Raw genomic sequence first — 25881 nt, 5'->3', positions numbered from 1 at the left:
ATAATGTTAAAACGTAATAAGAAACTAATTATCAGTTAGTTAGTAATCACTATCTCACTCAGGGCCTTACTGTTGATGAAGCCGGGATCTGTTAATGTATTAAGAAAAAAGTACAACTCACGCTTTTCACTCTCCGTGAGCGGCAGTCCATTCCGCAGGAGCGGATCGATGGTTGGGGTTTGAATTACGCCTTCAGAATAGTGGTCGAACACATTGAAAATATCATAAAAACGACCGTCATGCATGTACGGGGGGCTCTTGATGATATTACGCAAAGAAGGTACTTTAAATTTCAGATAGTCGTTGGTGTTATTGGTAATGCGCATGCGGCCGGCATCATGTAAAGAGGCGTTGATGGGCAGACCGTTATTCCTGTAAGATCCATCTGTAAACAGTGGTTCTTTATGGCAGGAAGCACATTTATCCTGGAAGATCTTGTAGCCATTTTCTTCTTCCGTTGTGAATTTCACACCGGGGGCATTCCGCATGATGCTATCGTATTTTGAATCGAAGGAATTCATGGTGGCCATGAATTGCGCTAAGGCTTTAAAGACCTTCTGGCTGTTAATTTCTCCTGCTCCAAAGGCATCATTGAACAATCCTCTGTATTTCGCATCTCCATTCAGCTTTGCGATCAGCCTGGCAAGGTCCTCTCCCATTTCGTTGGGATCTGTAATGGGTGTAAGCGGTTGTATTTCCAGGTGATTCACACCACCATCCCACATAAACTCCCTTTGCCAGATCAGGTTAAAAAGACCCGGCACAGAGCGAAAGCCGGTGTTATTATCAATACCATGACTTAAAGGATGATCAAAATGCGCAAAAGCAGCAAACTGCTGATGACAGAACCCACAGGAGATAGTGCTATCGCGGGATAAGCGGGGATCATAGAATAACCTTCTTCCCAACGCTACACCTTGTACGGTGAGCGGATTCTGGGACATATCATATACTGGCTGCGGAAAGTTGGAAGGTAAGTTGAGGGGATACGGCTGCGGGCCCGGTTTTACATCCGTTCCGCGTCTGCAGCTCCATACGAGCAGGAACAGACAGGCTGTATATATCAGGTATCTTGTCACAGGTCAGTTACATCTGTAATGCGGAACATGTTGCGATAATTTGTGGCTATTTTCGAGGCATCTTCTCCCGGTACGTGAATGGTAGAAGTTGTCTGGAAACGGACCAGGTTCGGTTGACTAAACCAGGCATATGCATCGGCGTTGATCGTGATCTGTGGTTTGCGTATCTCTGAAACAGATAAACTGATGGGGCTGACCAGCTGTATTGTTTGCAGCGCGTTGTATCGTCCGCTGAATCCTCCGATATGAAAGGTCAGTGCATTGTTGGCGGCAGTGGACACAGGGGAAGTACCTTCCAGTTTCGCCATAATATAACCACTGTTCCAGCTCCAGAACATCCCGTTTACAGGATCCAGTGCGTCTGTTTGTGCACCGCTTACATTCCGTATACTATCTACTCCCAGCATAAAGGAAATAGCCCTGTATTCTCCTCCGGGGGCAGGGATATTGATCACTTTGGAAGCTGAATCTGCTTCGTTAACGAGATAATAAGCAGCGGGCAACTTCAATTCACTGTTATCCAGTTTAATGAGTGTGATATTGCTGATGTAATATTTGAAGGTGGAAATGGTGAATGTTTCACCGGCGGCATTGGTGTAATTAGCAGTGTTCAATTTGAGTGCCGCGCCGTTCACTACATTTTTGAAAATGATCTGCAGGGTGCCTTTTTGATCCTGAACATCCTTTTTACAGGCCATGCATAAAACTAACAATGCGGTCAGGAGGCGGTGCAGCTTCATATAAGTGGTTTCTTATGTTGAAGTTACATAAAAAAACGCTGTAAAACCCAAGTGGCCTTACAGCGTTTATTATACATTAACGGTTGACTTACTGTGCTTTCTGTAATTTATACCCTTTTATGGCAAACCAAAGTACCACAGCAAAACAAACCAGAGGCACCAGGTAAGCCATCTGAATGTTGGAAGCATCTGAGATCATGCCCATCAACGGAGGGCAAATGGCGCCACCTACAATGGACATTACCAAAAGAGAGGATCCAAGTTTAGTATGGCTTCCACCTAAACCAGTGAGGCCTAATGAGAAGATCGTTGGAAACATAATGGACATAAAGAATGGTATTGCCAGCACCGCCCAAATAGCAATGTCTCCTTTAAAATTCATGGCTATCAACACTAACACAATGTTCAATAAGGCATACAATGCAAGCAATATCCGTGGCTTTATAAAGCCCATGAGGAATGTGCCAACAAAACGGCCTATCAGGAAGCCAAGGCCTGCTACTGCTCCCAATAGATTAGCGGCTTCTTTTTCCGGCATTCCTCCTGCGAATTTTGCAAAACGGATAAAGAATGCATTCACGCCCACCTGCGCTCCCACATAAAAGAACTGTGTAATAATGGCGGCGATCAGATGTTTGTGTTTAAATATACTTCCTTCATTAACAGCCTTGGCAGCCGGAGTATCTTCTTCTTTTACATCGGGTAATTTTGTGAAGATGAATAATACGGCTATCAATAACACTACTATGCCAATGATCATGTAAGGCATTTTTACAGTGGCCGCCTCGCCTGCCAGATATTGCTGTAATTCCGGAGCTGGCATAGCACTCAATTGCTCTTTCGTATGCTCAACACCGGAGAGAATAAATTGCGCTCCGATAATGGGCCCTATAAATGCGCCAAATCCATTAAAACATTGTGCCAGGTTCAATCTGAAGGTAGCTGTTTCCGGTTTGCCCAGGATAGTTACATAAGGATTGGCTGCAGTTTCAAGGAAGGTCAACCCGGAAGCGATAATGAATAATGCCACCAGGAAGAAAGAATAATCCCTGGCATTTGCTGCAGGAATAAACATGAAAGCGCCAACAGCATACAGCAATAGCCCCATAATAATACCAGCTTTATAACCAAACCTCTTCATCACATAACCTGCCGGTAATGCCAATAAAAAATAGGCAAGAAATATGGCGGAATCAATGAAAGAGGATTGTGTGTCTGTTAACTGACACGCTTTTTTAAGGTGTGGTATCAGAATTGGGCTTAGGTTGTGAATAAGCCCCCACAATAGAAATAAACTGGTCACCAGGATAAAAGGAAAGAGGAACTTCTGACCAGTTGTAGTGCCCGTGGATGTATAATTGGTTGTGCCAGCTGCGCCGCCTGCCATATACAATTGCGTTTAAGGTGAATGATTATAAGTGGAATTTGTGTGCAAGTGTTTGTTAACTGACAGAACGGTCCAGATGTGTGTATCCCCCATCCACATAAATGATCTGCCCGGTGGTGTGAGATGATAATCCTGATAAGAGGAATACCGTCATACCGGCAATCTCTTCGGAAGTGGTCATCCTTTTTTCAAATGGAATTTTAGAAACGATGGATTGCAATTTCTCTTCCGGGTTAGGTAATGATTTGATCCATGTTTCATACAACGGTGTCCATACTTCTGCAGGGATCACGGTGTTCACGCGCACTGAAAATGGCAGCAGTTCTACGGCCCATTCTCTGGTAAGTGCATTGATAGCCCCCTTGGATGCTGCATAACCTGAAGTATTCCCCTGCCCTGTTGTTGCCACTTTAGAACCAATGTTCACAATATTACCTTTTGTTGCTTTCAGGTATGGCAATGCATAATGCGCCAGGTTGTAGTAGTGGGATAAGTTGTTCTGCAGGGATTGCATGAACTTCTCCGGGTTGCCGCTTTCCAGTCCTACCCCATCATTGGCACCGGCGTTATTGATTAACCCGTCTATACGGCCAAATTCCTTGATGGTTTGATCTATTACCTTTTTGCAATCTTCTACTTTACCTAATTCAGCAGTAATACCAAAAGCTTTACCACCGCCTTTGCGCAGTTCCGCTACTGTTCTTTCATTATCCGCTTCCTTGCGGCCTGCAATCACGGCAATGCCGCCCTCTGCTACGATCAGCCGTGCTATTGCTTCTCCAATACCTTTAGCACCACCTGTAACAATCACTACTTTATCCTGTAATCCGAGATCCATTTGTGAAATTTAAGCTAGTTTATAAAATTCAATGGCATTACCACCCATGATCTGTGCCTGTTCAGCAGCAGATAAACGGCTGATGTAATCCGTTACGATATCCTTTACCTGTGCATAGTCTGCTGCCAGCAAACATACCGGCCAGTCTGATCCGAACATTAAACGTTGTGGGCCGAATGCTTCCAGTGCCACATCAAGGAAAGGTGTAAAGTCTTCTTTCTTCCAATGCTGTATATCCGCTTCCGTTACCATACCGCTTAGTTTGCAGTAAACGTTCTGCTGTTTTCCGAGGGCGCGGATATGTTGTTCCCATCCTTTCAATTCGCCTGTTTCGAAATCCGGTTTAGCGAGATGATCAAGTACCATCGGCTGGTTGGGGAACTTCTTCACGAATTCCACAGCGGCGGGTAGCTGATGCGGATAAATGAGGATATCATACGTTAAGCCAAATGCAGCCAGTGCTGCAATGCCACGGCCGAAGTCTTCACGCAGCAGAAAATTACGGTCAGGTTCTCCCTGCACAATGTGCCGGATACCTTTAAGTAGCGGGAACTGTGCATAATGTGCCAGGCGTTCCTGTACATTGACTGCTTTCAGATCCACCCAGCCTACTACTCCTTTAACGAAGGGATTCTCTGCTGCAAGCTGTAACAGGAAGTCTGTTTCTGCTTCGCTTTGATCAGCCTGTACGGCTACACAACCTGTTATACCATTTGCCTGTAATACGGGTGCGAGATCAGCGGGTAAAAAATCCTTGCGGATTACGCCCATGTCCTCCGTGATCCATGCGTCACGGATGGGGTCAAAATTCCAGAAATGCTGATGCGCATCTATCATAAACTAAATATCTTATCCATCAATACCCATTTTTCTCCGGGCTTTGCTACGGGGATGGCTTGCTGATATTTCCACATCAGTTCCTCCCACTCCTGAACTTTAGGATTGGCAGCGTCCATTGCACCTTTCCTTTCGAAAGAAAAAGTATCATCCACTTCCATGATCATGAACATACGGTTACCAGCCCGGTAGATCTCCAAAGTGGTAATACCGCTACTGGTGATACTTTCCAGGATCTCCGGCCATACGGCACGGTGGTATGTTTCATATTCCGCGATCAGTTGTGGTTCATCCCTCAGGTCAAGCGCCAGGCAATATCTTTTTATTGTTTCCATGCAACCGCTGTTTGTTTAGATGTACCCAATCCATCAATACCCAGCTCTACCACATCTCCTGCTTTCAGGTATACCGGTGGATTGAATCCAAGGCCCACACCTGCAGGTGTTCCGGTAGAGATCACATCACCGGGGAGCAGGGTCATGAACTGGCTCAGGTAAGAAATAACGAAAGGTATTTTGAAGATGAAGTTAGATGTGTTACCATCCTGCATCTTTTTGCCATTCACGGTTAACCAGAGGCGCAGGTTGTCGATATTTTCTATTTCATCCTGTGTAGCCATCCATGGGCCGAGGGGAGCAAAGGTATCGCAGCTCTTTCCTTTCACCCACTGGCCACCTCTTTCTATCTGGAATTCGCGTTCGCTGTAATCGTTATGCAGGCTGTAACCGGCAACATATTGCAAAGCATCTTTTTCTTCCACATAACTGGCTTTCTTTCCAATTACCACTGCCAGTTCCACTTCCCAGTCAGTTTTTACACTGTTGCGCGGGATCACGAGATTATCATTTGGCCCTACGAGAGAGGAGGTGGATTTGAAGAATACGATCGGCTCTTTCGGGATGGCAGCGTTGGTTTCTTTTGCATGGTCTGCATAGTTCAATCCAATACAGATGATCTTTGATGGACGTGCTACGCAGGAACCCAGCCTGGTACCTTCTGCTATTTTGGGACAGTTATTGCTATTGGCGGCCCACCATTCGGTTAAGCGCACCAAACCATTTGTTTCAAAAAAGCGCTCTCCGTAATCCTCTCCGAAAGCAGATACATCAAACATACCGGCATCTGTTATGATGCCTGGTTTTTCCTCTCCCAACGATCCGAACCTGATAAGTTTCATATGCTATATTATTTTACAACTGATTTTAATTGTCTTGCGCCAATGCGGCCTTCTACTACTTTTACTTCATAATATTCTTCCAGCTCGCCATCTATCTGCAAGCCAACAAACACATCATCTTTTTTGTAAGCCTGAATGTAGGGTTTGCCGTTACTGTATACCGGCATATTCAGTGTGCGTTCCGCCCCGCCGAATTTGATATAGATATCAATTGAGTTGGGTGAGCTGGAAGGCCTCAACTCTACAATGAAATCGGAGATGATCAGGCCGGACTGGAAGTTTTCTTTATACTTTTCCACGAGTGGCTGCTGGCGGATCACATCACCCAGGCCTAATTTTTTATCGATGTATTGATAAATACGTGCAGGCGGGGAAGGCACCCATAAGATCTTTAATGATGCGCCATCCTGTGTTCCGTGATAATAGCGGTTATCCCTGTTAGCTTTGATAATGCCTATCCATACGCTGTTGGGCTTATCCCAAAGGATGCGGTAGATGGCGGTATCGGCGAACCCTTTCATTAGCGGCAGATCGTCAAATGATTTTTCATACTTGAGCGTGTCTACCGTGAAATTGAAAGTAACGGTGGAAGTGTCTTTGTCTTTTTTGCTAAAAGCTACATTGATGGTCCCGGCGGGAGTGGCTTCCTTTACGGCATCATCCGTTACAGTGGAAGCAGCACTTGATTCTTTCTGGTCCGTGGAATTGTTACAGGCTATGATACCTGTTGCCAGCACACATGCGGCGAGGAATTGTTTCATTAGTTATTCAGTTTAATAAAGCCTCCGTCCAGCGGATAATCGCAACCGGTGATAAAACCTGCTTCATCAGAGCAGAGATATAAAGCGAGATAACCTACTTCATCCGGTTTGGCCATGCGGCCTATAGGTTGTGTTTTGGACAGTTTCTCAAACATTTCCGCTTCTTTACCGGGATAGTTCTTGGCAATGAAACCATCCACAAATGGTGTATGCACACGGGCAGGAGAAATACTGTTCACACGGATCTTATCAGCGAGGTAATCTTTTGCTACGGAGAGCGTCATGGTATATACGGCGCCTTTGCTCATAGAATAGGCAAACCTGTCCGGGATACCCACACTGGAAGCGATGGAAGCGATATTGAGGATCACACCGCCGCCTTGTTTTTTCATCTGTTCGATCACTGCGTACATGCAGTTATAAGTACCTTTTACGTTCACGGAGAATACGCGGTCGAAATCCTGCTCGGCAGTAGTTTCCAGTTTTCCTACATGGGCAATGCCGGCGCAGTTCACTAATATATCCAGTTTGCCGGATGTTTGTATGATCTTTTGCATAACGGCTACCACTGCAGCCTGCTCTGCCACATTCACAGCATGCACAAATCCTTTACCCCCTGTAGCAGCAATTTCATCTACTGTACCTTTCCCGGCCTCTTCATTTAATTCCAGCACATGAACAATAGCCCCACTGCCGGCAAAACACCTTGCAATTGCTTGTCCGATGCCACTTCCGGCACCCGTTACAACAGCAACTTTCCCATCTAAACGGAACAAACTCATCTTTTACTTATTTTAAGGGTTCTAAAATACCGTAATTATAAGCGTTATTGCAATCCTTTTTTACCCTGATTTTGTACTTTCTTGACTATTTTCATATGTAATTAAACCCAATGCTGTGAAAAATATATACATTTTATGCTTATTCCTACTACCATGGAAGCTTTCGGCACAGGAAATCCCGCTGAACAAACACGGCCTGCCTGTTGTGAATTCCCTTCAATTATACAAAGAACTGGTAAAACAGCACAAAGATCTTCGTTTAGTAAAGATCGACGATATTGCACAGGATGTACGTTATGCTACTGCTAATAATTTCACCAAGGTACAATTGTACCCTTACCCCGTAGTATGGTTAAGGCTTCCCGCCTACCAGGCATTGCAGGCTTTGCAAATGGTGCTGGAACCTATGGGTGTGGGCCTTAAAATATTTGACGGGTACCGGCCTTACCGGGTGACAGAGAAAATGTGGGAGGTGATGCCGGACGACCGTTATGCCGCAGATCCCAAAAAAGGGTCCGGCCATAACCGGGGCATAGCAGTAGACCTTACCCTGATCTACCTTAAAACCGGCAAGGAGTTCCCCATGGGAACAGATTACGATGATCTTTCGGAAAAAGCCCATCATGCCTATGCAAAGATAACTGACGAAGAAAAAGAGAACCGGGTGTTCCTCCGCACAATGATGGAAGCACATGGCTTTGTGGCATTGGAAACGGAATGGTGGCATTATTACCTGAAAGACGCCGAAAAATATCCGTTAATGGATATCTGGTTTGACGAGTTAAAGTAATTTCATAGCTTAACAGCCTAATACACGTCTATGCAAAAAATAAAATTACTGATGACGCTCACACTTGCGTTTGTATCAGGGATAAGCACCGCACAGAAATCTCAAAAGGGATGGCAGCAGCTCTTTAACGGAAAAGACCTTAAAAACTGGGACATCAAGATCACCGGACACCAGCTGAACGACAACAACGGTAATACTTTCAGCGTGAAAGATGGCAAACTCACTGTATCCTATGATGGGTACAAAGCATTTGATGAACAATATGGCCACATCTTCCACAAACAGAAATTCTCTGCTTATTTACTGGTGATGGAATACCGCTTTGTAGGTGAGCAGGTGAAAGGCGGCCCGGGATGGGCTTACCGCAACAGCGGGGCCATGATCCATTCCCAATCGGCTAAGAGCATGGGTGTGAACCAGGATTTTCCTATTTCCATTGAAGTGCAGTTGCTGGGTGGTGACGGAAAAGGAAAACGTACCACATCTAATCTCTGTACACCAGGCACTAACGTGGTGATGAAAAATCAGCTGATCACGGCGCATTGCGTGAACTCAAATTCCAAAACCTATGATAATGATGTATGGGTGAGAGCGGAAGTGCTTGTGCTGGGAGATTCCATCGTTAAACATATTGTGGAGAAAGACACAGTGCTGATGTATGAAAAACCACAGATAGGCGGCGGGAATGTTTCCAACTATGACCCTGCTTTGAAAAAGGACGGGCAGCTTTTATCTGAAGGATATATTGCTTTGCAGAGTGAAAGCCATCCGATAGAATACAGGAAGGTGGAGCTGTTTGACCTGAAGCCTTATATGAAGGACCCAAAGAAACTCGCTGCGAAGCTGAAAGAATTACAAAACAGGAAATAATTAGCTTACAAGCCCCCGGTACAGATCGGGGGCTTTTTTTTACCTATGAAAAACTAAAATCTTTTCCTATTTTGAGGTACGTACCCGTTTTTTACTAAAACTACCTTAAAATATGAAAAAGTCCCGCAGAGCTTTCCTCAAGAATACCGTAAAAGGCTCGGCAGCCTTGATGATCGGCAGCATGCTTCCAGGCATGAGTGCAAAAAGTTATGCCAGCATCCTGGGTGCCAACGACCGTATCCGTGTGGGCATGATGGGCGTAAATGCCAGGGGCCTTGCCCTGGCTACCAATTATGCGCGCCAGCCCAACTGCGAAGTGATCTCTGTTTCTGATGTGGATACCCGTGCAGCGGAGAAGTGTATAGAGAAAGTAAAGGAAGTACAGCAAAAAGCCCCTACTGCTATTCCGGATTTCAGGAAAGCGCTGGAGAATAAAGACCTGGATGCACTGGTAATCGCTGCACCGGATCACTGGCATGCCCCTGCTGCTATACTGGCTGCCAAAGCAGGTAAACATGTATACCTGGAAAAGCCCTGCAGCCACAATCCGTATGAGGGAGAGCTGTTGATCCAGGTGCAGAAGAAATACAACAAGGTGATCCAGATGGGCAATCAGCGCCGCTCCTGGCCTAATGTGATAGCAGCTATCAAAGAGATACACAGCGGCACTATCGGCCGTGCTTACTTTGCCAAAGGCTGGTATACCAACAACCGCGAGTCTATTGGTACCGGTAAAAAAACAGGCGTTCCTTCCTGGTTAAATTATGATCTGTGGCAAGGCCCTGCACCACGCCGCGCTTTCCAGGATAACCTCATTCACTATAACTGGCATTGGTTCTGGAATTGGGGAACCGGCGAAGCCTGCAATAATGGAACACATATGGTAGACCTGATGCGCTGGGGTTTGCAGGTTGATTATCCCACACGTGTTACCTCTTCCGGCGGGCGCTACCGTTATAAAGATGATTGGGAAACCCCGGATACACAGGTGATCTCCCTCGAATTCGCCAATAATACCAGTATGGTATGGGAAGGCCGCAGTTGCAATGGTCAGTATGTAGAAGGTAGTTCTGTAGGCGTTATTTTCTACGGGGAAACGGGATCACTGGTGATTGACGGCAATGCTTATACCGTGTACGATCTGAAGAGTAAAGTGGTGAAGGAAGTGAAGAACACCAAAGCCATCGACGCCCGGAATGTGACTAACCCTGCCGCCGACCTGGATGCGCTGCATTTCCAGAACTTCTTTGACGGTATTAAAAATGGCACCGCGCTCAATTCAGATATCCTGAGCGGGCACCAAAGCACCCTGCTCTGCCAGTTAGGTAATATTGCCCTGCTTACAGGTAATGCATTACATATTGATCCTTCCAACGGGCATATCAAAAATGATGCTGCGGCTATGAAACTCTGGAAACGGGATTATCAGCCGGGCTGGGAACCTAAATTATAAATACCAAAAAAGCTGCTCCGAAAGACCGGAGCAGCTTAGCTATTACATACATCGAAAACACTTCCTAGAAAATCTTATTCAAAGCATCTACATACGCATGTACACTGGCATTCACAATGTCTGTTGAATAACCGAAACCATAGTATGATTTGCCGTTGTGATTCACACGCATGTTCACTTTACTTACATCTTCACTACCACCGCGCATAGCCTGAATGCTGAATTCATCCAGCTCAATATCATCGGATATGATGGTATGGATCGCATTGATGGTTGCATTCACCGGACCGTTACCCGCTGCACTACCCTCCTTCTCTTCTCCGTTGATACGCAGTTTTACAGTAGCCATCGGACGTAAAGGATCTCCGCATACTACCTGTAACAGCGTTACTTTGATGGCTTTATCGTCATAGTTGCTATCCGCACCATCGCCCATGAGTGTGAGCAGGTCGTGATCTGTGATCTCTTTGCGGGTATCTGCCATTTCAAGGAAGCGGGCATATACATCGTCGATATTGATCTTTTCCAGTTTGTAGCCCAGCCTTTCCAGGTGATGCTTCAATGCGTGGCGCCCGCTGCGTGCAGTGAGGATAATAGAGTTGGATTGCAATCCGATATCCTCAGGGTCGAGGATCTCGTAGTTTTCCCGATGCTTCAGCACACCATCCTGGTGAATACCTGAGCTGTGCGCAAAAGCATTGCGGCCAACGATGGCTTTATTCGGCTGTACCGGCATGCGCATCATATTGGAAACTAAGTTGCTCAGCTCATAGATGCGTTTGCTGTTGATGCCTGTGGTATAACCCAGTGCATGGTGGGTTTTGAGGATCATCGCTACTTCTTCAAGTGAAGTGTTACCTGCGCGTTCTCCAATACCATTGATGGTACATTCTACCTGGCGTGCGCCATTGAATACACCTGCAATGGTGTTGGCAGTAGCCAGTCCGAGATCGTTGTGGCAGTGTACGGAAATAATGGCTTTATCGATATTGGACACGTGGTCCATCAGGTATTTGATCTTGGCACCGTATTGTTCCGGCAGGCAGTAACCATTGGTATCAGGGATGTTCACTACGGTGGCACCTGCAGCGATCACTGCTTCGATCATTTGTGCGAGGTAAGCATTATCTGCACGGCCGGCATCTTCTGCGTAGAACTCCACGTCATCTACAAATTTGCGGGAGTATTTCACTGCTTCTACTGCACGTTCCAGGATGTTCTCCCGGGTACTGTTGAACTTGTATTTGATGTGCATATCTGAAGCACCGATACCAGTATGTATGCGCTTGCGTTTGGCATATTTAAGCGCTGCTGCCGCTGCATCAATATCTGCGGTATTGGCACGTGTAAGCGCACAGATCACTGGTTCGCTTACTGCTTTGGAGATTTCGACAACGCTTTGAAAATCGCCCGGGCTGGAGATAGGAAAGCCTGCTTCTATCACGTCCACACCCAGGGCTTCCAGTTCTTTCGCTACAATGATCTTTTCCACGGTCGTTAGCTGGCAACCCGGCACTTGTTCTCCATCACGCAGGGTTGTATCAAAAACGTAAACACGATTTTTATCCATGGTTTTATACTATTTCAAATGAGCTAATAATAATTAATTCAGGTTTTCCAGCACTTTGGCGCCCATGGCGTCTGTGCCTAATAAAAATTCGTTAGGTGTATGTTTGTTGGCAATATCCATTGTACGGTACCCCTGGCGCAGCGTGGCATCTACTGCACGGATCACACGTTGTGATTCTTCTTTTAATCCGAAAGAGATATCCAGCAACAACGCAGCAGATAAGATAGAAGCCAGCGGATTGGCAATACCTTTTCCGGTGATGTCGTGCGCGGAACCGTGAATAGGTTCATAGAAACCGATAGCGTCTCCTACGGATGCAGAGGCCAGCATACCCATAGATCCGGCGATCTGAGAGGCTTCATCTGTGAGGATATCTCCAAACAGGTTGCCGGTAACTACCACATCAAAACGCTTAGGGTCCCTGATCAATTGCATGGCAGCATTATCAATGAACATATGTTCTGTTTCCACGTCAGGATATTCTTTTGCTATTTCCTGCACTACTTCTCTCCAGAGGCGGGATGCTTCCAGCACATTAGCTTTATCTACAGAGCAGAGTTTTTTACGGCGGGTACGGGCAGCATCGTATGCTTTGCGGGCAATGCGTTCTACTTCGTACTTGTGATAGATCATCAGGTCAGATGCTGAATTGCGGTCTTCACTTCTTTGTTTCTCTCCAAAATATACATCCCCTGTGAGTTCACGGAAGAAAAGGATGTCTGCACCCTGTAAGATCTCCGGTTTAATGCTGGAGGCATGCAGGAGATCATCGAATAATTTGATGGGGCGAAGGTTGGCATAAAGGCCCAGTTCTTTCCTGATCTTCAGCAATCCCTGTTCGGGGCGTACTTTCAGGGTAGGATCATTATCGTATTTAGCATGGCCGATGGCACCAAACAGAATGGCATCGCTGCGGCGTGCTTTTTCCAGTGTTTCATCCGGCAGCGGATCACCGGTGGCTTCAATGGCTACGTGGCCCATGATGCCTTCGTGGAATGTAAACGTATGTTTGTAGTTCTCCGCAATTGTTTCCAATACTTTTCTTCCCCAGGCTGTTACTTCCTGCCCGATCCCGTCTCCGGGTATTACCAGGATTTTCTTTGTGACTCCCATATGTTATTTAGAAATTAAATGGTCTTGTTCTTTCATAAGCTGCTACTTCATTGCTTAGGCTGAGCAGGTAATCGATGTCGTCATAACCGTTCAGGAGGCACGTTTTTTTGTATGCGTTGATATCGAAAGATGCCTTTTCTCCGGAAGCCAATATTTTAATGTACTGCTCTTCCAGGTTAATTTCAAGTTCAGCGGCAGGATCTTTTTCAACGGCGGCAAAGATCTTTTGCAGGAAATCATCACTTACCTGGATGGGCAGGATGAAGTTATTCAATGCATTGTTCTTAAAGATATCTGCAAAGAAACTGCTTACTACTACTTTGAACCCGTAATCTCCCAATGCCCAGGCAGCGTGTTCCCTGGAAGAGCCGCAACCGAAGTTTTTGCCGGCTACCAGTACGCGCCCTTTATACAGGGGGTTGTTGAGTACAAAATCCTTTTTCGGCACCTGTTGATCATCAAAACGCCAGTCGCGGAACAGGTTCTCACCAAAGCCCTCACGGGTGGTAGCTTTCAGGAACCGGGCCGGGATGATCTGGTCTGTGTCTATGTTTTCTATCGGTAAAGGTACCACAGTGGATACCAGGTTTGAAAATTTCTTGTCCATGGTGTTTTAATTAGATCAGGTCTCTCACGTCCGTTACATTTCCGGTAATAGCGGCAGCTGCTGCAGTTAGCGGACTTGCCAGGAAAGTACGGGCATTGGGGCCCTGGCGGCCTTCAAAGTTACGGTTGGAAGTGGCAATGCAATACTTCCCTGCCGGTATTTTGTCCTCATTCATGGCCAGGCAGGCAGAACAACCCGGTTGGCGCAGCTGGAATCCGGCTGCTTCAAACACTTTGTCTATTCCCTCTGCAATAGCCTGTGCTTCCACTTGTTTGGAGCCGGGAACGATCCAAACCGTTACATCGTTTGCTTTGCGTTTTCCTTTTACGAAGTCTGCCACCATGCGGAGGTCTTCGATCCGGGAATTCGTACAGCTGCCAATGAACACATAGTCCACTTTCTTTCCCAGCAGCTGGCTGCCTGGCTCCAGATCCATGTACTGCAGGGATTTGGAGAAAGAAGGTTTTTCCTTGTCGTCTATCTCTCCCAGGGAAGGAATGTGTTGGGTAACCCCTATGCCCATTCCCGGGTTAGTGCCATAAGTGATCTGGGGTTCAATATCCGCCGCATCAAAGGTGAGTACGGCATCAAATTCCGCGTCTTCATCCGTTTTCAGTGTTTCCCAGTAAGCAAGGGCTTTATCCCAGTCTGCCCCCTTCGGTGCAAACTCACGGCCTTTGATATATTCAAAAGTGGTGGCATCCGGTGCAATCAATCCGCCACGTGCGCCCATTTCGATACTCATATTACAGATGGTCATCCGGGCTTCCATGCTCAGGTTGCGGATGGCCTCTCCGGCATATTCCACAAAATAACCCGTAGCGCCGGAAGCAGAGATCTGCGCAATGATATAGAGGATAATGTCTTTGGAAACCACCCCTTTCTTCAATTGCCCGTTCACCTCAATCTTCATCTTTTTGGGCTTGTATTGCAGGATGCACTGGGTGGCCAGTACCTGCTCTACTTCGGAAGTACCGATCCCGAAGGCAATGGTACCAAAGGCCCCGTGTGTGGAAGTATGACTGTCCCCGCAAACTATCGTCATGCCGGGAAGGGTTATACCCAGTTCCGGGCCTATCACATGCACAATCCCCTGGTAAGGATGGCCCAATCCGTATAATTCCACCCCAAATTCTGCAGTGTTCTTTGTTAGCATTTCTACCTGTTTCCTGCTCAGTGCTTCCTTGATGGGAAGGTGCTGTTCCAGGGTAGGCACGTTATGATCTGCTGTAGCCCTGGTTTTGGCTGGTCTGAAAACGGGTATATTCCTTTTCCTTAATCCGTCAAACGCCTGGGGGCTGGTTACTTCATGTATAAAATGTGTATTGATGTACACGGCATCCGGGAAACCCGGCTTAGCAGCCACAATGTGACTATCCCAAATCTTGTCAAATAATGTTTTACCCATGTGTAGTTTACGTTTACACCCTATATTTGCTTTTCTTATCAGTTTTACTCATTCAAATCTAATTGACACATTTAAACCACAGTTCGTTAAATTTGTCATTATTACGATTCGCAACCGCTAGGTATCGCCATTAACCTATTAAGGATCAATTATTTATAATCCAGTATCAACGATGTCCAACTCGCAGAATGATGCGCTATTTATATTGATTAAAACGCTTACGAAGGCCGAAAAAAGGAATTTTCAACTGGCTTTTAACCGGGATAACACTAAAGAGGACGTACTGTTCATTCAGCTGTTCCAGACATTGGACAAGCTGAAGGAGTACGACGAAGCCGAGGTATTGAAGCGGATCCCGGACCTGAAGAAACAACAGTTGAGCAATGTAAAAGCCCATTTATACAAACACTTACTCACTACTTTACGGCTCCTGTATAAAACCAAGGACCCCCTGATCGAACTGCGGGAGCAGTTGGATTATGCCAGGGTACTTTACAATAAAGGCTTGTATAACCAAAGCCTCAAGATCCTGGCAAAAGCCAAAGTGAGTGCCCGGGAACAGGAAGAGGTAATGCTGTATTTCGAGATCGTGGAATTTGAGAAGCTGATCGAAACCCGGCATATCACCCGCAGCCTGGATAACCGCGCAGATGAGCTCAGTGACGAATCCCGTATTATCAACGAGCAGCTCAATAACGTCAGCAAGTTGTCCACACTTGCGCTCCGCATGTATGGAATGTACCTTAAACTGGGGCATGCCAGGGATGTGAAGGACGTGCACATGCTGAAAAGCTTTTTCGACTCCAACCTGCCCGTAGTGCCTTTACAAGGCATGAGCTTCTATGAAAGGGTATACCTGTACCAGGCCTATTGCTGGTATTATTACATCCTGCAGGATTTCCTGATGTATTACCGCTATACCCAGAAGTGGGTGGACCTCTTTACCGAATATCCTTCTTTGAAGGATACGGATGTAGACCTGTACATCAAGGCCTTACATAATCTGCTCACGGCACATTTCCATACCATGAACCACGACAGGTTCATTGAGGTGCTGGGAGTGATGGAAAAGTTCATCATTGAAAAGGAGGAAAGCCTCAACGAAAATACCCGTACTTCTGCATTCGTGTACCTCTATACCGGTAAGATCAACAGCCACTTCCTGGATGGCACCTTCACAGAGGGGCTTTCATTAGTGGCCGAAGTAGAAGAGAAAATATCAGAACACCAGTTAACGGTAGACCAGCATCGGGTATTGGTATTCTATTACAAGATCGCGTGTTTATATTTTGGCAGCGGGGATAACGATAATGCCATTGTGTACCTGAATAAGATCATTCAATTGCGTATTGGTAATCTGCGGGCAGATATTCAATGTTTTGCACGGATCCTGCACCTGATAGCGCACTATGAACTGGAGAACTACAGCCTGGTGGAATACCTGATCAAGTCCGTCTATCACTTCATTGCGAAACATAAAGACCTTAGCCTTGTATTGGAGGAAATATTGAAATTCCTTCGTAAGAATATGTATGCCAATCCCAAAGCGCTGCGCACGGCGTTTAAGGACTTGAAAGGAAAACTGGAACAGATCGCAAAGAATCCTTTTGAACGCAGGAGTTACCTGTACCTGGATATTGTTTCCTGGCTGGAAAGCAAGATAGAGGGGATTCCGGTGCAGACGGTGATCAGGAAGAAATTCATAGGGAAAGTACCTCGGATCTGAGTTATCCACAATGGGAAATGTGCACATCCCAAATGATAACATTAAATTAAAATACCATAGAAGAATCCTGTTAACGCTCGGCGTGGCCAAAACATCCCACTGTTGTTTACTTTACTGATCAAACATTCATCAAAACATTGCTGATCAGTAATTCAGGAATACATATTTTTTGTAATTTCTTTTTATATTTTTCGTGCCAGTTTTTTAACACATTTTACAAATATATTATACCATCGACCTGCTTTTATATGTGCAAAAGTCCGTATTGTACACCCCTGCTACCTCTTGAAAAAAGCGGTATTCTTTATCCACATCTGTTAGGAACTTTTGCCTTTCTCCCACCCCTTTGATCATTAGATTTGCAAACAGTCTTGGTTAAATTCTATGGGCTTCTATCGTTAGAAAAACAACCCTTAGAACTTAATTTTCAAAGTATTTCGCGAGTTAAGGTTATGGTGTGAGTGACCCTTCCAATTTTACGGATTGTTATCTACCGTCGGGCCCGCGTCTTTATTCGAAAAACATTGGACAGTCATAACCATATTATAAATTTTTTATGAGTAACGAGAATGAGATATTACTGAAGGAAAACAAAGACCGGTTTGTAATCCTCCCGATAAACTACCCCGCCATCTGGGAACACTATAAACGCCACGAAGCCAGTTTCTGGACTGCCGAAGAAATTGACCTTTCCAGTGATCTGAAAGATTGGAATAACATGAATGACGGAGAGCGTCACTTTATCTCACACGTACTGGCATTTTTTGCTGCGTCTGACGGGATTGTGAACGAGAACCTGGCCGTGAACTTCATGAGTGAAGTGCAGATCCCTGAAGCACGTTGTTTTTATGGTTTCCAGATCATGATGGAAAACATCCACTCTGAAACATATGCATTGCTGATCGATACATATATCAGCGATCCTGTTGAGAAGAACCGCCTTTTCCATGCGATTGATACCATCCCTGCTGTTACCAAAAAAGCTCAGTGGGCTTTGCGTTGGATCAACAACGGCACATTCGCACAGCGCCTGGTAGCTTTTGCTGCCGTAGAAGGTATTTTCTTCAGTGGAAGTTTCTGCTCCATCTTCTGGCTGAAAAAACGCGGCCTCATGCCCGGCCTGACCTTCTCCAATGAGCTGATCAGCCGTGATGAAGGATTACACTGCGAATTTGCCTGCCTGCTTTACAGCATGCTGAACGGCAAACTGGATGAAAAAGAAGTACACGAGATCATCCGCGATGCCGTAGAGATAGAAAAAGAATTTATTACAGACGCTTTGCCTGCTGCATTGATCGGCATGAACAGCGAGCTGATGAAACAATACATCGAATTTGTGGCAGACCGCTGGATCAGCGAGCTCGGCTGCAAGAAGATCTACAATGCAACCAATCCTTTCGACTTTATGGAAATGATATCCTTACAGGGAAAAACCAATTTCTTCGAAAAACGGGTAGGTGACTATCAAAAATCAGGCGTGATCGGTGGCAAAGAAGCAAATACGTTCAGCCTTGATGAAGACTTTTAAGAAAATACTACTAACCTCCATATATTCATCACCCATTAAATCCATTACACCATGTTCGTTATAAAAAGAGACGGCAGAAAAGAGTCTGTCAAATTTGACAAGATCACAGCAAGAGTAGAGAAATTGTGCTATGGACTCGCGCCGGAATATGTTGATTCTATCGATGTGGCAAAAAAGGTAATTCAGGGACTGTACGATGGTGTTACGACCACTGAATTAGATAACCTGGCTGCAGAAACCGCTGCTTCACTTACTACTAAACATCCTGACTACGCACAGCTTGCTTCCCGTATTGCGGTGAGCAACCTGCATAAGAATACTGAGAAGTCGTTTTCCAAAACGATGAAGAAACTATACGATTATATCGATCCTAAAACCGGCAAACCAGCTGGTATGCTGAGCGATGAGGTATGGGAGATCATCAGGGATAATGCAGACATCCTGGATTCAACGATCATCTACGACCGCGACTTTGCTTTTGACTACTTTGGTTTCAAAACACTGGAACGTTCTTACCTGCTGAAAATAGACGGCAAGATCGCTGAGCGCCCTCAGCATATGTTCATGCGTGTATCTGTTGGTATCCACAGAAATGATATCGACGCTGCTATCAAAACATATAACCTGATGAGCGAGCGCTGGTTCACACATGCCACGCCTACCCTCTTCAACGCAGGTACGCCTAAACCACAAATGAGCAGCTGCTTCCTGCTGACGATGCAGGGAGATAGCATTGAAGGTATCTATGATACACTGAAACAAACTGCCAAGATCTCTCAGAGTGCTGGTGGCATAGGTTTAAGCATTCACAATATCCGCGCAACAGGCTCTTACATCAGTGGTACCAATGGTACTTCTAATGGTATCATCCCCATGTTGCGTGTATTCAATGATACTGCACGTTATGTAGATCAGGGCGGTGGAAAACGCAAAGGCGCTTTCGCTATCTACCTGGAGCCATGGCATGCTGATGTATTTGAATTCCTTGACCTCCGTAAAAACCACGGTAAAGAAGAAATGCGCGCGCGCGATCTGTTCTATGCCCTCTGGATGCCAGACCTCTTCATGCAACGTGTTGAAGCTGGTGGAGACTGGAGCCTGTTCTGCCCTCACGAAGCACCAGGACTGGCAGATACATGGGGTGAAGAATTCGAAAAACTGTACGCACAATACGAAAAAGAAGGCCGCGCACGTAAAACCGTAAAAGCACAGGACCTCTGGTTCGCTATCCTCGATGCACAGATCGAAACCGGTACACCTTACCTGCTGTATAAAGATTCTGCCAACCGCAAATCCAACCAGCAGAACCTGGGTACTATCAAGAGTTCCAACCTTTGCACAGAGATCATCGAGTACACTTCTCCTGATGAAGTAGCCGTATGTAACCTCGCATCACTGGCATTACCACGCTTTGTGATCGATGGCAAGTTCGATCATCAGAAATTGTATGATGTAACTTACCAGGCTGCACTGAACCTGAACGTGATCATCGATACCAACTACTACCCTGTTGAAGAAGCACGCCGCAGTAACATGCGTCACCGTCCTATCGGCCTGGGTGTACAAGGTTTGGCCGATGCGTTCTTCCTGTTGCGCTATCCATTTGAAAGCGCACAGGCTCAACAACTGAATAAAGAGATCTTTGAAACCATCTACTTTGCTGCATTGACTGCTTCTAAAGACCTCGCTGCGAAAGATGGTGCATATGAAACATACGAAGGTTCTCCTGTTTCCAAAGGCATCCTGCAATATGATATGTGGGGCGTTACTCCATCTCCACGCTGGGATTGGGCTGGCCTGAAAGCAGAGATCAAGAAACATGGTGTACGCAACTCCCTGTTGCTGGCACCTATGCCAACTGCCTCTACTTCTCAGATCCTGGGTAACAACGAGTGCTTTGAGCCATACACTTCCAACATCTACACCCGCCGTGTATTGAGCGGTGAGTTTGTGGTAGTGAACAAACACCTGCTGAAAGACCTGGTAGAACTGGGCCTGTGGGATAATGACATGAAGAACAAGATCATCGCAGCTAATGGTTCCGTACAGAATATTGCTGAGATCCCATCCAATATCAAGGAACTGTACAAAACAGTATGGGAGATCAAACAACGTACGATCATTGATATGGCGGCAGACCGTGGCGCATTCATCTGCCAGTCACAAAGTCTCAACCTGTTCGTAGATACACCATCTGCATCCAAACTTACTTCTATGCACTTCTACGCCTGGAAGAAAGGTCTCAAAACCGGTATGTACTACCTGCGTACACAAGCTGCTACGCAAGCGGTTCAGTTCACGGTGGAAAAACAAGGTGGCCAGAACATGGTACCTGTAGTTAATTCCGGAGATGTGATGGAGCTGGAAGTTCCTGAAGGGGCTGTGTGCACGATGGAAGAAGGTTGTGTTACCTGCAGTGCATAATTGCTGACTTTAGATATTAGAAAAGTCTTGGGAGCCTTGTGCTTCCAAGACTTTTTTGTTTCTGTAATCAAGCAGAGATTCATCCAATGGCTTGAATATAGTAGTTACCTTTTTTTAAAAACTCTTTTTATAACTGCTTAAATATTTCCTCGGAAGTTTTGAATATTCTTCATAGCATAGGCGATATAACTCAAATTTAGCATCATTAGTTCACTAGCTAAATGTGGATTAAGTTCATACTGATATCTTTGTAGTGTCCCAAAAAGTTAGACACTTATAGAGGGCACTACATATATTTCGGGGCTTTTGCTTTCATAAGTTCTATTACAGTAAGCAACACACCTGCTGCAATTCCTGCTAACAAGAACTGTAGAAAATAAAGATTTTCTAATCGTAGATTTCCTGTTTCGTCTATAAATAAATCCCCTGTTGAATAAAAAAATAGAGGTAGGAAGAAGAGCAAGAACCCAAATATTGAAAAGACCTTTGCAGCAGTAGTTTTAGCAAAGTAAAAAAGTACAAGCATTAGCAAAAAAGCAATCCCATTTATCAATAAAATAATCTTGGTATCACTACTTGTAAATAGGCTCAAAAATGCGCCATTTGCCGTTAGTATCAAAACTTGAATAATCGGCACAAAAGAACTTACAACCAATATAGCAGAGGCTATGAGTGAAAATTTTATTTTTTTCATTGCCCTCTCGGGTTTTGTTTCTCAAATTGCTTGTTCCAATCAGCAATCGAAATGATTATTTGTTTTCCATTTTTATCAGTAGAATAAACACCGGTAAAGTTTCCTTTCTTATCTACTGCCTTTTTTTCAGGATTTTCATAAGCAAACATTACAGCTACAGTAACACCATTCTCAGAGGTATATGCATCTATCTCCTTATCAATTTCAACACCACTTGTTACTATGAGATACAAAGCACCGCCCTTGCCTAATTGCCTGATCGTTTGTGATGCCTCATTTTCTCTCTGATGATTTACTAGAGTTGACATCATAGTCTCTTTTATTGATTATGCAGATGGTCCCAATCTACAACAACTACCCAAATATTTTCTATTTCGGAAAATTGAACTACTCCCCTGGTTGACAATTCGGTATCATCCAATAACAAAACAAGCCCTTCTTCTAATTTGATATTTAGCTTTGCAAGGTCTCTCATAGTACCATTTGTGTTTAAACGAATACGCCCCAAAGTATCATTGTTATTAAAATCGGCGAATATTTTCGGCAATGATTCCAGCGGTACTGTTTCAGACTGTTGTTTTTCCGCTGTTGCATCATCCTTCTTTCCATTCTCATAATGAAAATGATCCAGGCTGGCAGAAGTAAATCTCCCAATAAATGCCGGATGCTTTTGTTCTTCTTTCTTGACTGAAAAAAGGCGATTTTGGATAGCCCACTCATAAACGCCTGTATCGAGCGGGTATTTAGTCAATATGCCACTAAGCCTGTTTATTGCAATCCATTCTTCTGCTTTCTCCATGCTCTGGAAAACACCACTGGAAAAACGGCTGTTATCTCCGTTAAAGACCCATACATATTCCGGCATGTTTGTTTTGCTCATGGTTGTTCCTTTATTGGCATTAAACAGCTGATAGGTAAGCTAAATTTAACCGGCACCTTCTTTCCTCCACATGTTCCAGCCTTCCAGGCAGGCATTTTCCTTAGAACCTTTAGCGCTTCTTTATCGATAGGTGTAAGCTCATTCTGCTTTTTATGAGGAATGCGTTCTCCCTTTATCCTGCCATCCTCCATTATTATAAAAACCAAACTAACACGGCCCTGAACGGACTCCTGATGGTCAGGATATCGAAGGTTTTTTGCAAAGAACGCTACCATTTCAGCTTCACCAGTAGGATATTCCGGCATTTGGTCAACAAAGGTATAGACCTTTCTTTTTAACAAAGAATCGTATTCAGAACTACAGTTTTTTGTTTGAGCCTGGGAAGAAAATGTCCCCAGTCCCAGACCAAAGATAATGAGCAACAAATATTTCATATCTGGCCTTCTTGATTTAGATCTACCATCATTGTTTTTCATCTTTGAACTGCCAGTAAGGAACTATCAGGGAGCCGGACTCATCATCAATCCTGGAAACGATGTTCTTATCAAATAAAGCATTGATAAGATAAACCTTCTTCCTATCAGAAACACCATCCTTCAGCCAGTAATTCTCTGGTGTCTTATTAAAATATCTTCTGAAAATGATTGCGGCATCTACGATTTCTTCCATCCTGTCTACTTTGTTAAACTGGAATTTGGCCAGGAACGTAGTGTCTACGGTCAAGATACTTGCATTGCTTAAAACAGACATCATATAGCTCTGATACCTCTTTTCATCAAAACCCTCTTTTTGCTTAAAGTATAGGTATAGCTCAGTGTTAGTGATCACATATTGGTTTCCGTCCTTCACCTTTACGCTTACAAAATAGCTATGCCGGCCAAAGCCTTTCAGTACTGTTGCTAATACCTCCGCTTTCCCGGCTGTATTATTACAGTTATTAAGGAATAGTAAGAAGAAAATGCCACTTAGAAGTCTTTTCATTGTTTATCAGGGATCAGTAACTTACCATGCAGCCGGTACTTAACATTATCAAATGACTTGTAACCTTCTATCTTAATGTCAACCTCCGCTCTTATCAATACATGCTTATCATTATTTGCTATCCCCATCCACCTGGAAGTAAATCCGTTCTCAAATTGCAGCCTTACACTGTCTATCCTATTATAAGTTCCAACACATCCCCCCGCCATAGGCAAACATTTGACACTATCATTGTTAATAATCACGAAAGCATCTGTCATAAGATCTCCTTTTCTATTCCGGACTATACCAAACTTAAATGCATTTACGATGTCTGATGTATCGTTGGTATAAGATACTGAAACGGGAACATCATTTTTCTTTACATCACTATTTAATATCATTTCATTACCCACAACTGCCCATCTCCCTTCGCTGAAAAAGCCCTGAAGACAGCCACCTGCTTCATATTTATATCTCCCGCTCTTAAATAGTAATAGTGATTCGCCAAAAAAACCTTCCTTGCTACGATATTCATAACGCCATCTGACGGTATGCTCCTTATCAGCTTTTGTCAGGCTTTTTCTTTTCAGGCTTTGGCCAGACAGGAAAAGGTAGTTTAGGATCAATATGGTAATGATTATACTTCTTCTCATATAGCTATATAGTGATTAATCAAGAGATATATTTCCCAGTAATCTAACGGTCCAGAAAATATAACACTAACACCAGAATTATACTTAACAGCACTACATACAAATCCTTTACAGCCCATTTTCCCCAATAAATGATCACTACCATAGCAATTTGAGCAACAACAAAAACCAGTGAGATATTTTCCGAATACTTTCCGATAAAAGTAAAATGTAAAACCTCGCTAATGAACTGCAATCCAAAAAAGACTATTGCATTCAATAGTATAGCCAGGATGCCTTTTATTAAAAAATCCATAAGTATATGTTGATAAAAGGAACAAACTTTATTCATCTATTTCCTAGTACGGCTATTAGAATCCGCAATCTTCAAAAAAGGTTTCAAATTCCTCTCCGGTAAAACAAAAATGGACCCGGATAAACAGGTGCCTTAACCCCTGGAAGATATTTCCCAACTGCCTGAGAGACTAGAAAATTTATCCCTCCCCCCAGATACGGCATTCAGAGATTTTAAAGTAAAAAAGCGCATAACCAGTAAACGATAAGGGCCCGCAAACTGTGGGGGCTTTATGAAATTATGATATTAATTAATATCGTCTTACTAATGCCCTGTTTGCAAACTGTCTCTATTCAATGCTTCACAATACTTTAACAGGCTGCTGAGTTCTTTATCCGTCAAGTGATCTAATCCAAATGTAAATAAGTAATCACCACCTTTTGATTTGAATACATAATTGTTAGTAAAATCCTGATCACCGCTAAGGTCTGGATTGTAAGTATTTTCTCCAAACAACAACTCCATGCATTTACCATCAAAAGTAGGGCGTATATATGGAAGATGTCTCAATAGTTCATTGTATGGCTGGTTTTCAAAATAACAAATTCGAATGCCTACGATTATACTCTCATCTGCCCTGAGCCAATCAAAAAAACCTATAAACCCCTCATTATCTTTTGAGTTTAATTCTTTTCTATAAACCACATCATTGATGTTAAGCCCATCAGAATCTACCATGTTGGCAACATAGTATAGCTTGAACATATCCCGGAGAAAGTGAACTATCAGCATACCAAAATTTTATTTAAGCAGTAGATCCAGTATCTTTTCCCTAATTGCTTGTGTTCTTGCTGGATCAGGAACCTTTTTAATTAATTCACGATAAGCTTTCATCGCCTCTGGCAGTTTCCTGAGGTTGCCCTGATTTGCTTGTACTATAAGTCCTTTCCTATCCGGCTGAGGAGTCCTTTTAGTTAGGACCATTCTCCCAACTTGCCTATCTCTTTCATTTCTCAAAAAATCCTGAAAATCCTTTTTACCTTCCTGATTCTGCGAATCTTCTATGCTCATGCCATCAGGGTCGATGAAGCGTATAGGATTATTAGCAGCGTAATTATATGGATTCCATCTTCTTGATATCTCACTAAGAGGATCAACCACATGCCATCTACCTATCTGAGGGTCTTGCATCCTTGCTCCATAGTCATACCACTCTAAACCACTGCTATTGCTGAACTCATTATGTTGTAGCTTTATTATTTCTGACCAATATCAATACTTCCTTCATGCTTTCATGAGAATTTCCCAAACTCAACATGATAACATA

The 25881-nt window shown here is 44.3% G+C and carries 27 protein-coding genes; 6 read left to right on the top strand and 21 right to left on the bottom strand.

Annotated elements, in window-relative coordinates:
• Positions 1-35: 35 nt before the first annotated feature.
• The 9 genes from BUR42_RS28955 to BUR42_RS28915 all read right to left on the bottom strand — a co-directional run bounded on the left by BUR42_RS28955 (position 36) and on the right by BUR42_RS28915 (position 7601).
• The gene (locus BUR42_RS28955; protein ID WP_143197651.1) at positions 36-944 is read right to left on the bottom strand and encodes a cytochrome-c peroxidase; all 909 of its coding nucleotides are present in this window, start codon (positions 942-944) and stop codon (positions 36-38) included.
• Between the two features lie 131 nt (positions 945-1075).
• Positions 1076-1819, bottom strand: a complete 744-nt coding sequence (locus BUR42_RS28950) for an MbnP family protein (RefSeq protein ID WP_074243001.1) — start codon at positions 1817-1819, stop codon at positions 1076-1078.
• An 88-nt stretch (positions 1820-1907) separates the two neighbouring features.
• Positions 1908-3206 (bottom strand): L-fucose:H+ symporter permease, encoded by a 1299-nt coding sequence (fucP, locus tag BUR42_RS28945; protein ID WP_074243000.1) that lies wholly within the window; start codon positions 3204-3206, stop codon positions 1908-1910.
• Positions 3207-3261: 55 nt separating this feature from the next.
• The gene (locus BUR42_RS28940; protein ID WP_074242999.1) at positions 3262-4044 is read right to left on the bottom strand and encodes an L-fucose dehydrogenase; all 783 of its coding nucleotides are present in this window, start codon (positions 4042-4044) and stop codon (positions 3262-3264) included.
• A 9-nt stretch (positions 4045-4053) separates the two neighbouring features.
• Positions 4054-4881, bottom strand: coding sequence for an amidohydrolase family protein (locus tag BUR42_RS28935; protein WP_074242998.1), 828 nt, complete (start codon positions 4879-4881; stop codon positions 4054-4056).
• Entirely contained in the window at positions 4878-5216 is a 339-nt protein-coding gene (locus BUR42_RS28930) for an L-rhamnose mutarotase (protein ID WP_200798384.1), read from the bottom strand. The genes BUR42_RS28935 and BUR42_RS28930 overlap by 4 nt, the downstream gene beginning before the upstream one ends.
• Positions 5204-6058, bottom strand: coding sequence for a fumarylacetoacetate hydrolase family protein (locus BUR42_RS28925; RefSeq protein WP_074242997.1), 855 nt, complete (start codon positions 6056-6058; stop codon positions 5204-5206). Before BUR42_RS28925 ends, BUR42_RS28930 begins: the two co-directional genes overlap by 13 nt.
• An 8-nt stretch (positions 6059-6066) precedes the next feature.
• On the bottom strand, positions 6067-6819 hold the full coding sequence (locus tag BUR42_RS28920; protein WP_074242996.1) for a hypothetical protein: 753 nt from the start codon (positions 6817-6819) through the stop codon (positions 6067-6069).
• Positions 6819-7601 carry an SDR family NAD(P)-dependent oxidoreductase gene (locus tag BUR42_RS28915; protein WP_234979823.1) on the bottom strand — a complete coding sequence of 261 codons (783 nt, stop codon included), beginning with the start codon at positions 7599-7601 and terminating at the stop codon, positions 6819-6821. Before BUR42_RS28915 ends, BUR42_RS28920 begins: the two co-directional genes overlap by 1 nt.
• 115 nt (positions 7602-7716) lie before the next feature.
• Between BUR42_RS28915 and BUR42_RS28910 the strand changes: the two genes are divergently transcribed.
• The 3 genes from BUR42_RS28910 to BUR42_RS28900 all read left to right on the top strand — a co-directional run bounded on the left by BUR42_RS28910 (position 7717) and on the right by BUR42_RS28900 (position 10714).
• Positions 7717-8391 carry a M15 family metallopeptidase gene (locus BUR42_RS28910; protein ID WP_159442366.1) on the top strand — a complete coding sequence of 225 codons (675 nt, stop codon included), beginning with the start codon at positions 7717-7719 and terminating at the stop codon, positions 8389-8391.
• A 30-nt stretch (positions 8392-8421) separates the two neighbouring features.
• Positions 8422-9261, top strand: a complete 840-nt coding sequence (locus BUR42_RS28905) for a 3-keto-disaccharide hydrolase (protein ID WP_074242995.1) — start codon at positions 8422-8424, stop codon at positions 9259-9261.
• A 112-nt stretch (positions 9262-9373) separates the two neighbouring features.
• On the top strand, positions 9374-10714 hold the full coding sequence (locus BUR42_RS28900) for a Gfo/Idh/MocA family protein (protein ID WP_074242994.1): 1341 nt from the start codon (positions 9374-9376) through the stop codon (positions 10712-10714).
• A 64-nt stretch (positions 10715-10778) separates the two neighbouring features.
• On the opposite strand, the gene BUR42_RS28895 is transcribed toward BUR42_RS28900, so the two are convergent.
• Genes BUR42_RS28895 through leuC form a run of 4 tightly spaced genes read right to left on the bottom strand, consistent with a single transcriptional unit; the run spans position 10779 to position 15412 of the window.
• Entirely contained in the window at positions 10779-12284 is a 1506-nt protein-coding gene (locus tag BUR42_RS28895; RefSeq protein ID WP_074242993.1) for a 2-isopropylmalate synthase, read from the bottom strand.
• A 33-nt stretch (positions 12285-12317) separates the two neighbouring features.
• Entirely contained in the window at positions 12318-13397 is a 1080-nt protein-coding gene (leuB, locus tag BUR42_RS28890) for a 3-isopropylmalate dehydrogenase (protein WP_074242992.1), read from the bottom strand.
• Positions 13398-13404: 7 nt separating this feature from the next.
• Entirely contained in the window at positions 13405-14004 is a 600-nt protein-coding gene (gene leuD / locus BUR42_RS28885; RefSeq protein WP_074242991.1) for a 3-isopropylmalate dehydratase small subunit, read from the bottom strand.
• Positions 14005-14014: 10 nt separating this feature from the next.
• Positions 14015-15412, bottom strand: a complete 1398-nt coding sequence (gene leuC, locus BUR42_RS28880; protein WP_074242990.1) for a 3-isopropylmalate dehydratase large subunit — start codon at positions 15410-15412, stop codon at positions 14015-14017.
• 172 nt (positions 15413-15584) lie between these two features.
• On the opposite strand from leuC, the gene BUR42_RS28875 reads away from it, so the two are divergent.
• From BUR42_RS28875 to BUR42_RS28865, 3 genes are all read left to right on the top strand, one after another.
• Positions 15585-17138, top strand: coding sequence for a hypothetical protein (locus BUR42_RS28875; RefSeq protein ID WP_074242989.1), 1554 nt, complete (start codon positions 15585-15587; stop codon positions 17136-17138).
• 556 nt (positions 17139-17694) lie between these two features.
• Positions 17695-18666 (top strand): ribonucleoside-diphosphate reductase small subunit, encoded by a 972-nt coding sequence (locus BUR42_RS28870; RefSeq protein WP_074242988.1) that lies wholly within the window; start codon positions 17695-17697, stop codon positions 18664-18666.
• A 51-nt stretch (positions 18667-18717) separates the two neighbouring features.
• A complete protein-coding gene (locus BUR42_RS28865; protein ID WP_074242987.1) occupies positions 18718-21090 on the top strand; it encodes a ribonucleoside-diphosphate reductase subunit alpha in 2373 nt (790 codons plus the stop codon).
• Between the two features lie 286 nt (positions 21091-21376).
• On the opposite strand, the gene BUR42_RS28860 is transcribed toward BUR42_RS28865, so the two are convergent.
• The 8 genes from BUR42_RS28860 to BUR42_RS28820 form a co-directional block, all read right to left on the bottom strand.
• Complete coding sequence (locus BUR42_RS28860) at positions 21377-21784, bottom strand: hypothetical protein (RefSeq protein ID WP_074242986.1); 408 nt, start codon at positions 21782-21784, stop codon at positions 21377-21379.
• Positions 21781-22092, bottom strand: a complete 312-nt coding sequence (locus BUR42_RS28855; protein WP_143197625.1) for a hypothetical protein — start codon at positions 22090-22092, stop codon at positions 21781-21783. The genes BUR42_RS28860 and BUR42_RS28855 overlap by 4 nt, the downstream gene beginning before the upstream one ends.
• A gap of 11 nt (positions 22093-22103) precedes the next feature.
• Positions 22104-22664, bottom strand: coding sequence for a DUF7710 domain-containing protein (locus BUR42_RS29940; RefSeq protein ID WP_074242984.1), 561 nt, complete (start codon positions 22662-22664; stop codon positions 22104-22106).
• A complete protein-coding gene (locus tag BUR42_RS28845; RefSeq protein ID WP_159442365.1) occupies positions 22661-23098 on the bottom strand; it encodes an energy transducer TonB in 438 nt (145 codons plus the stop codon). The genes BUR42_RS29940 and BUR42_RS28845 overlap by 4 nt, the downstream gene beginning before the upstream one ends.
• 28 nt (positions 23099-23126) lie before the next feature.
• Positions 23127-23645, bottom strand: coding sequence for a hypothetical protein (locus BUR42_RS28840; protein WP_074242982.1), 519 nt, complete (start codon positions 23643-23645; stop codon positions 23127-23129).
• A complete protein-coding gene (locus tag BUR42_RS28835; protein ID WP_074242981.1) occupies positions 23642-24280 on the bottom strand; it encodes a hypothetical protein in 639 nt (212 codons plus the stop codon). Before BUR42_RS28835 ends, BUR42_RS28840 begins: the two co-directional genes overlap by 4 nt.
• A gap of 598 nt (positions 24281-24878) precedes the next feature.
• The gene (locus BUR42_RS28825; RefSeq protein WP_234979822.1) at positions 24879-25319 is read right to left on the bottom strand and encodes a hypothetical protein; all 441 of its coding nucleotides are present in this window, start codon (positions 25317-25319) and stop codon (positions 24879-24881) included.
• A 36-nt stretch (positions 25320-25355) separates the two neighbouring features.
• Complete coding sequence (locus BUR42_RS28820) at positions 25356-25811, bottom strand: RHS repeat domain-containing protein (protein WP_262488021.1); 456 nt, start codon at positions 25809-25811, stop codon at positions 25356-25358.
• Between the last annotated feature and the right edge of the window lie 70 nt (positions 25812-25881).

Origin of the sequence: Chitinophaga niabensis (assembly GCF_900129465.1) — a bacterium.
GTDB classification, from domain to species: Bacteria; Bacteroidota; Bacteroidia; order Chitinophagales; family Chitinophagaceae; genus Chitinophaga; species Chitinophaga niabensis.
This window is presented reverse-complemented; position numbering and strand designations above follow the sequence as displayed.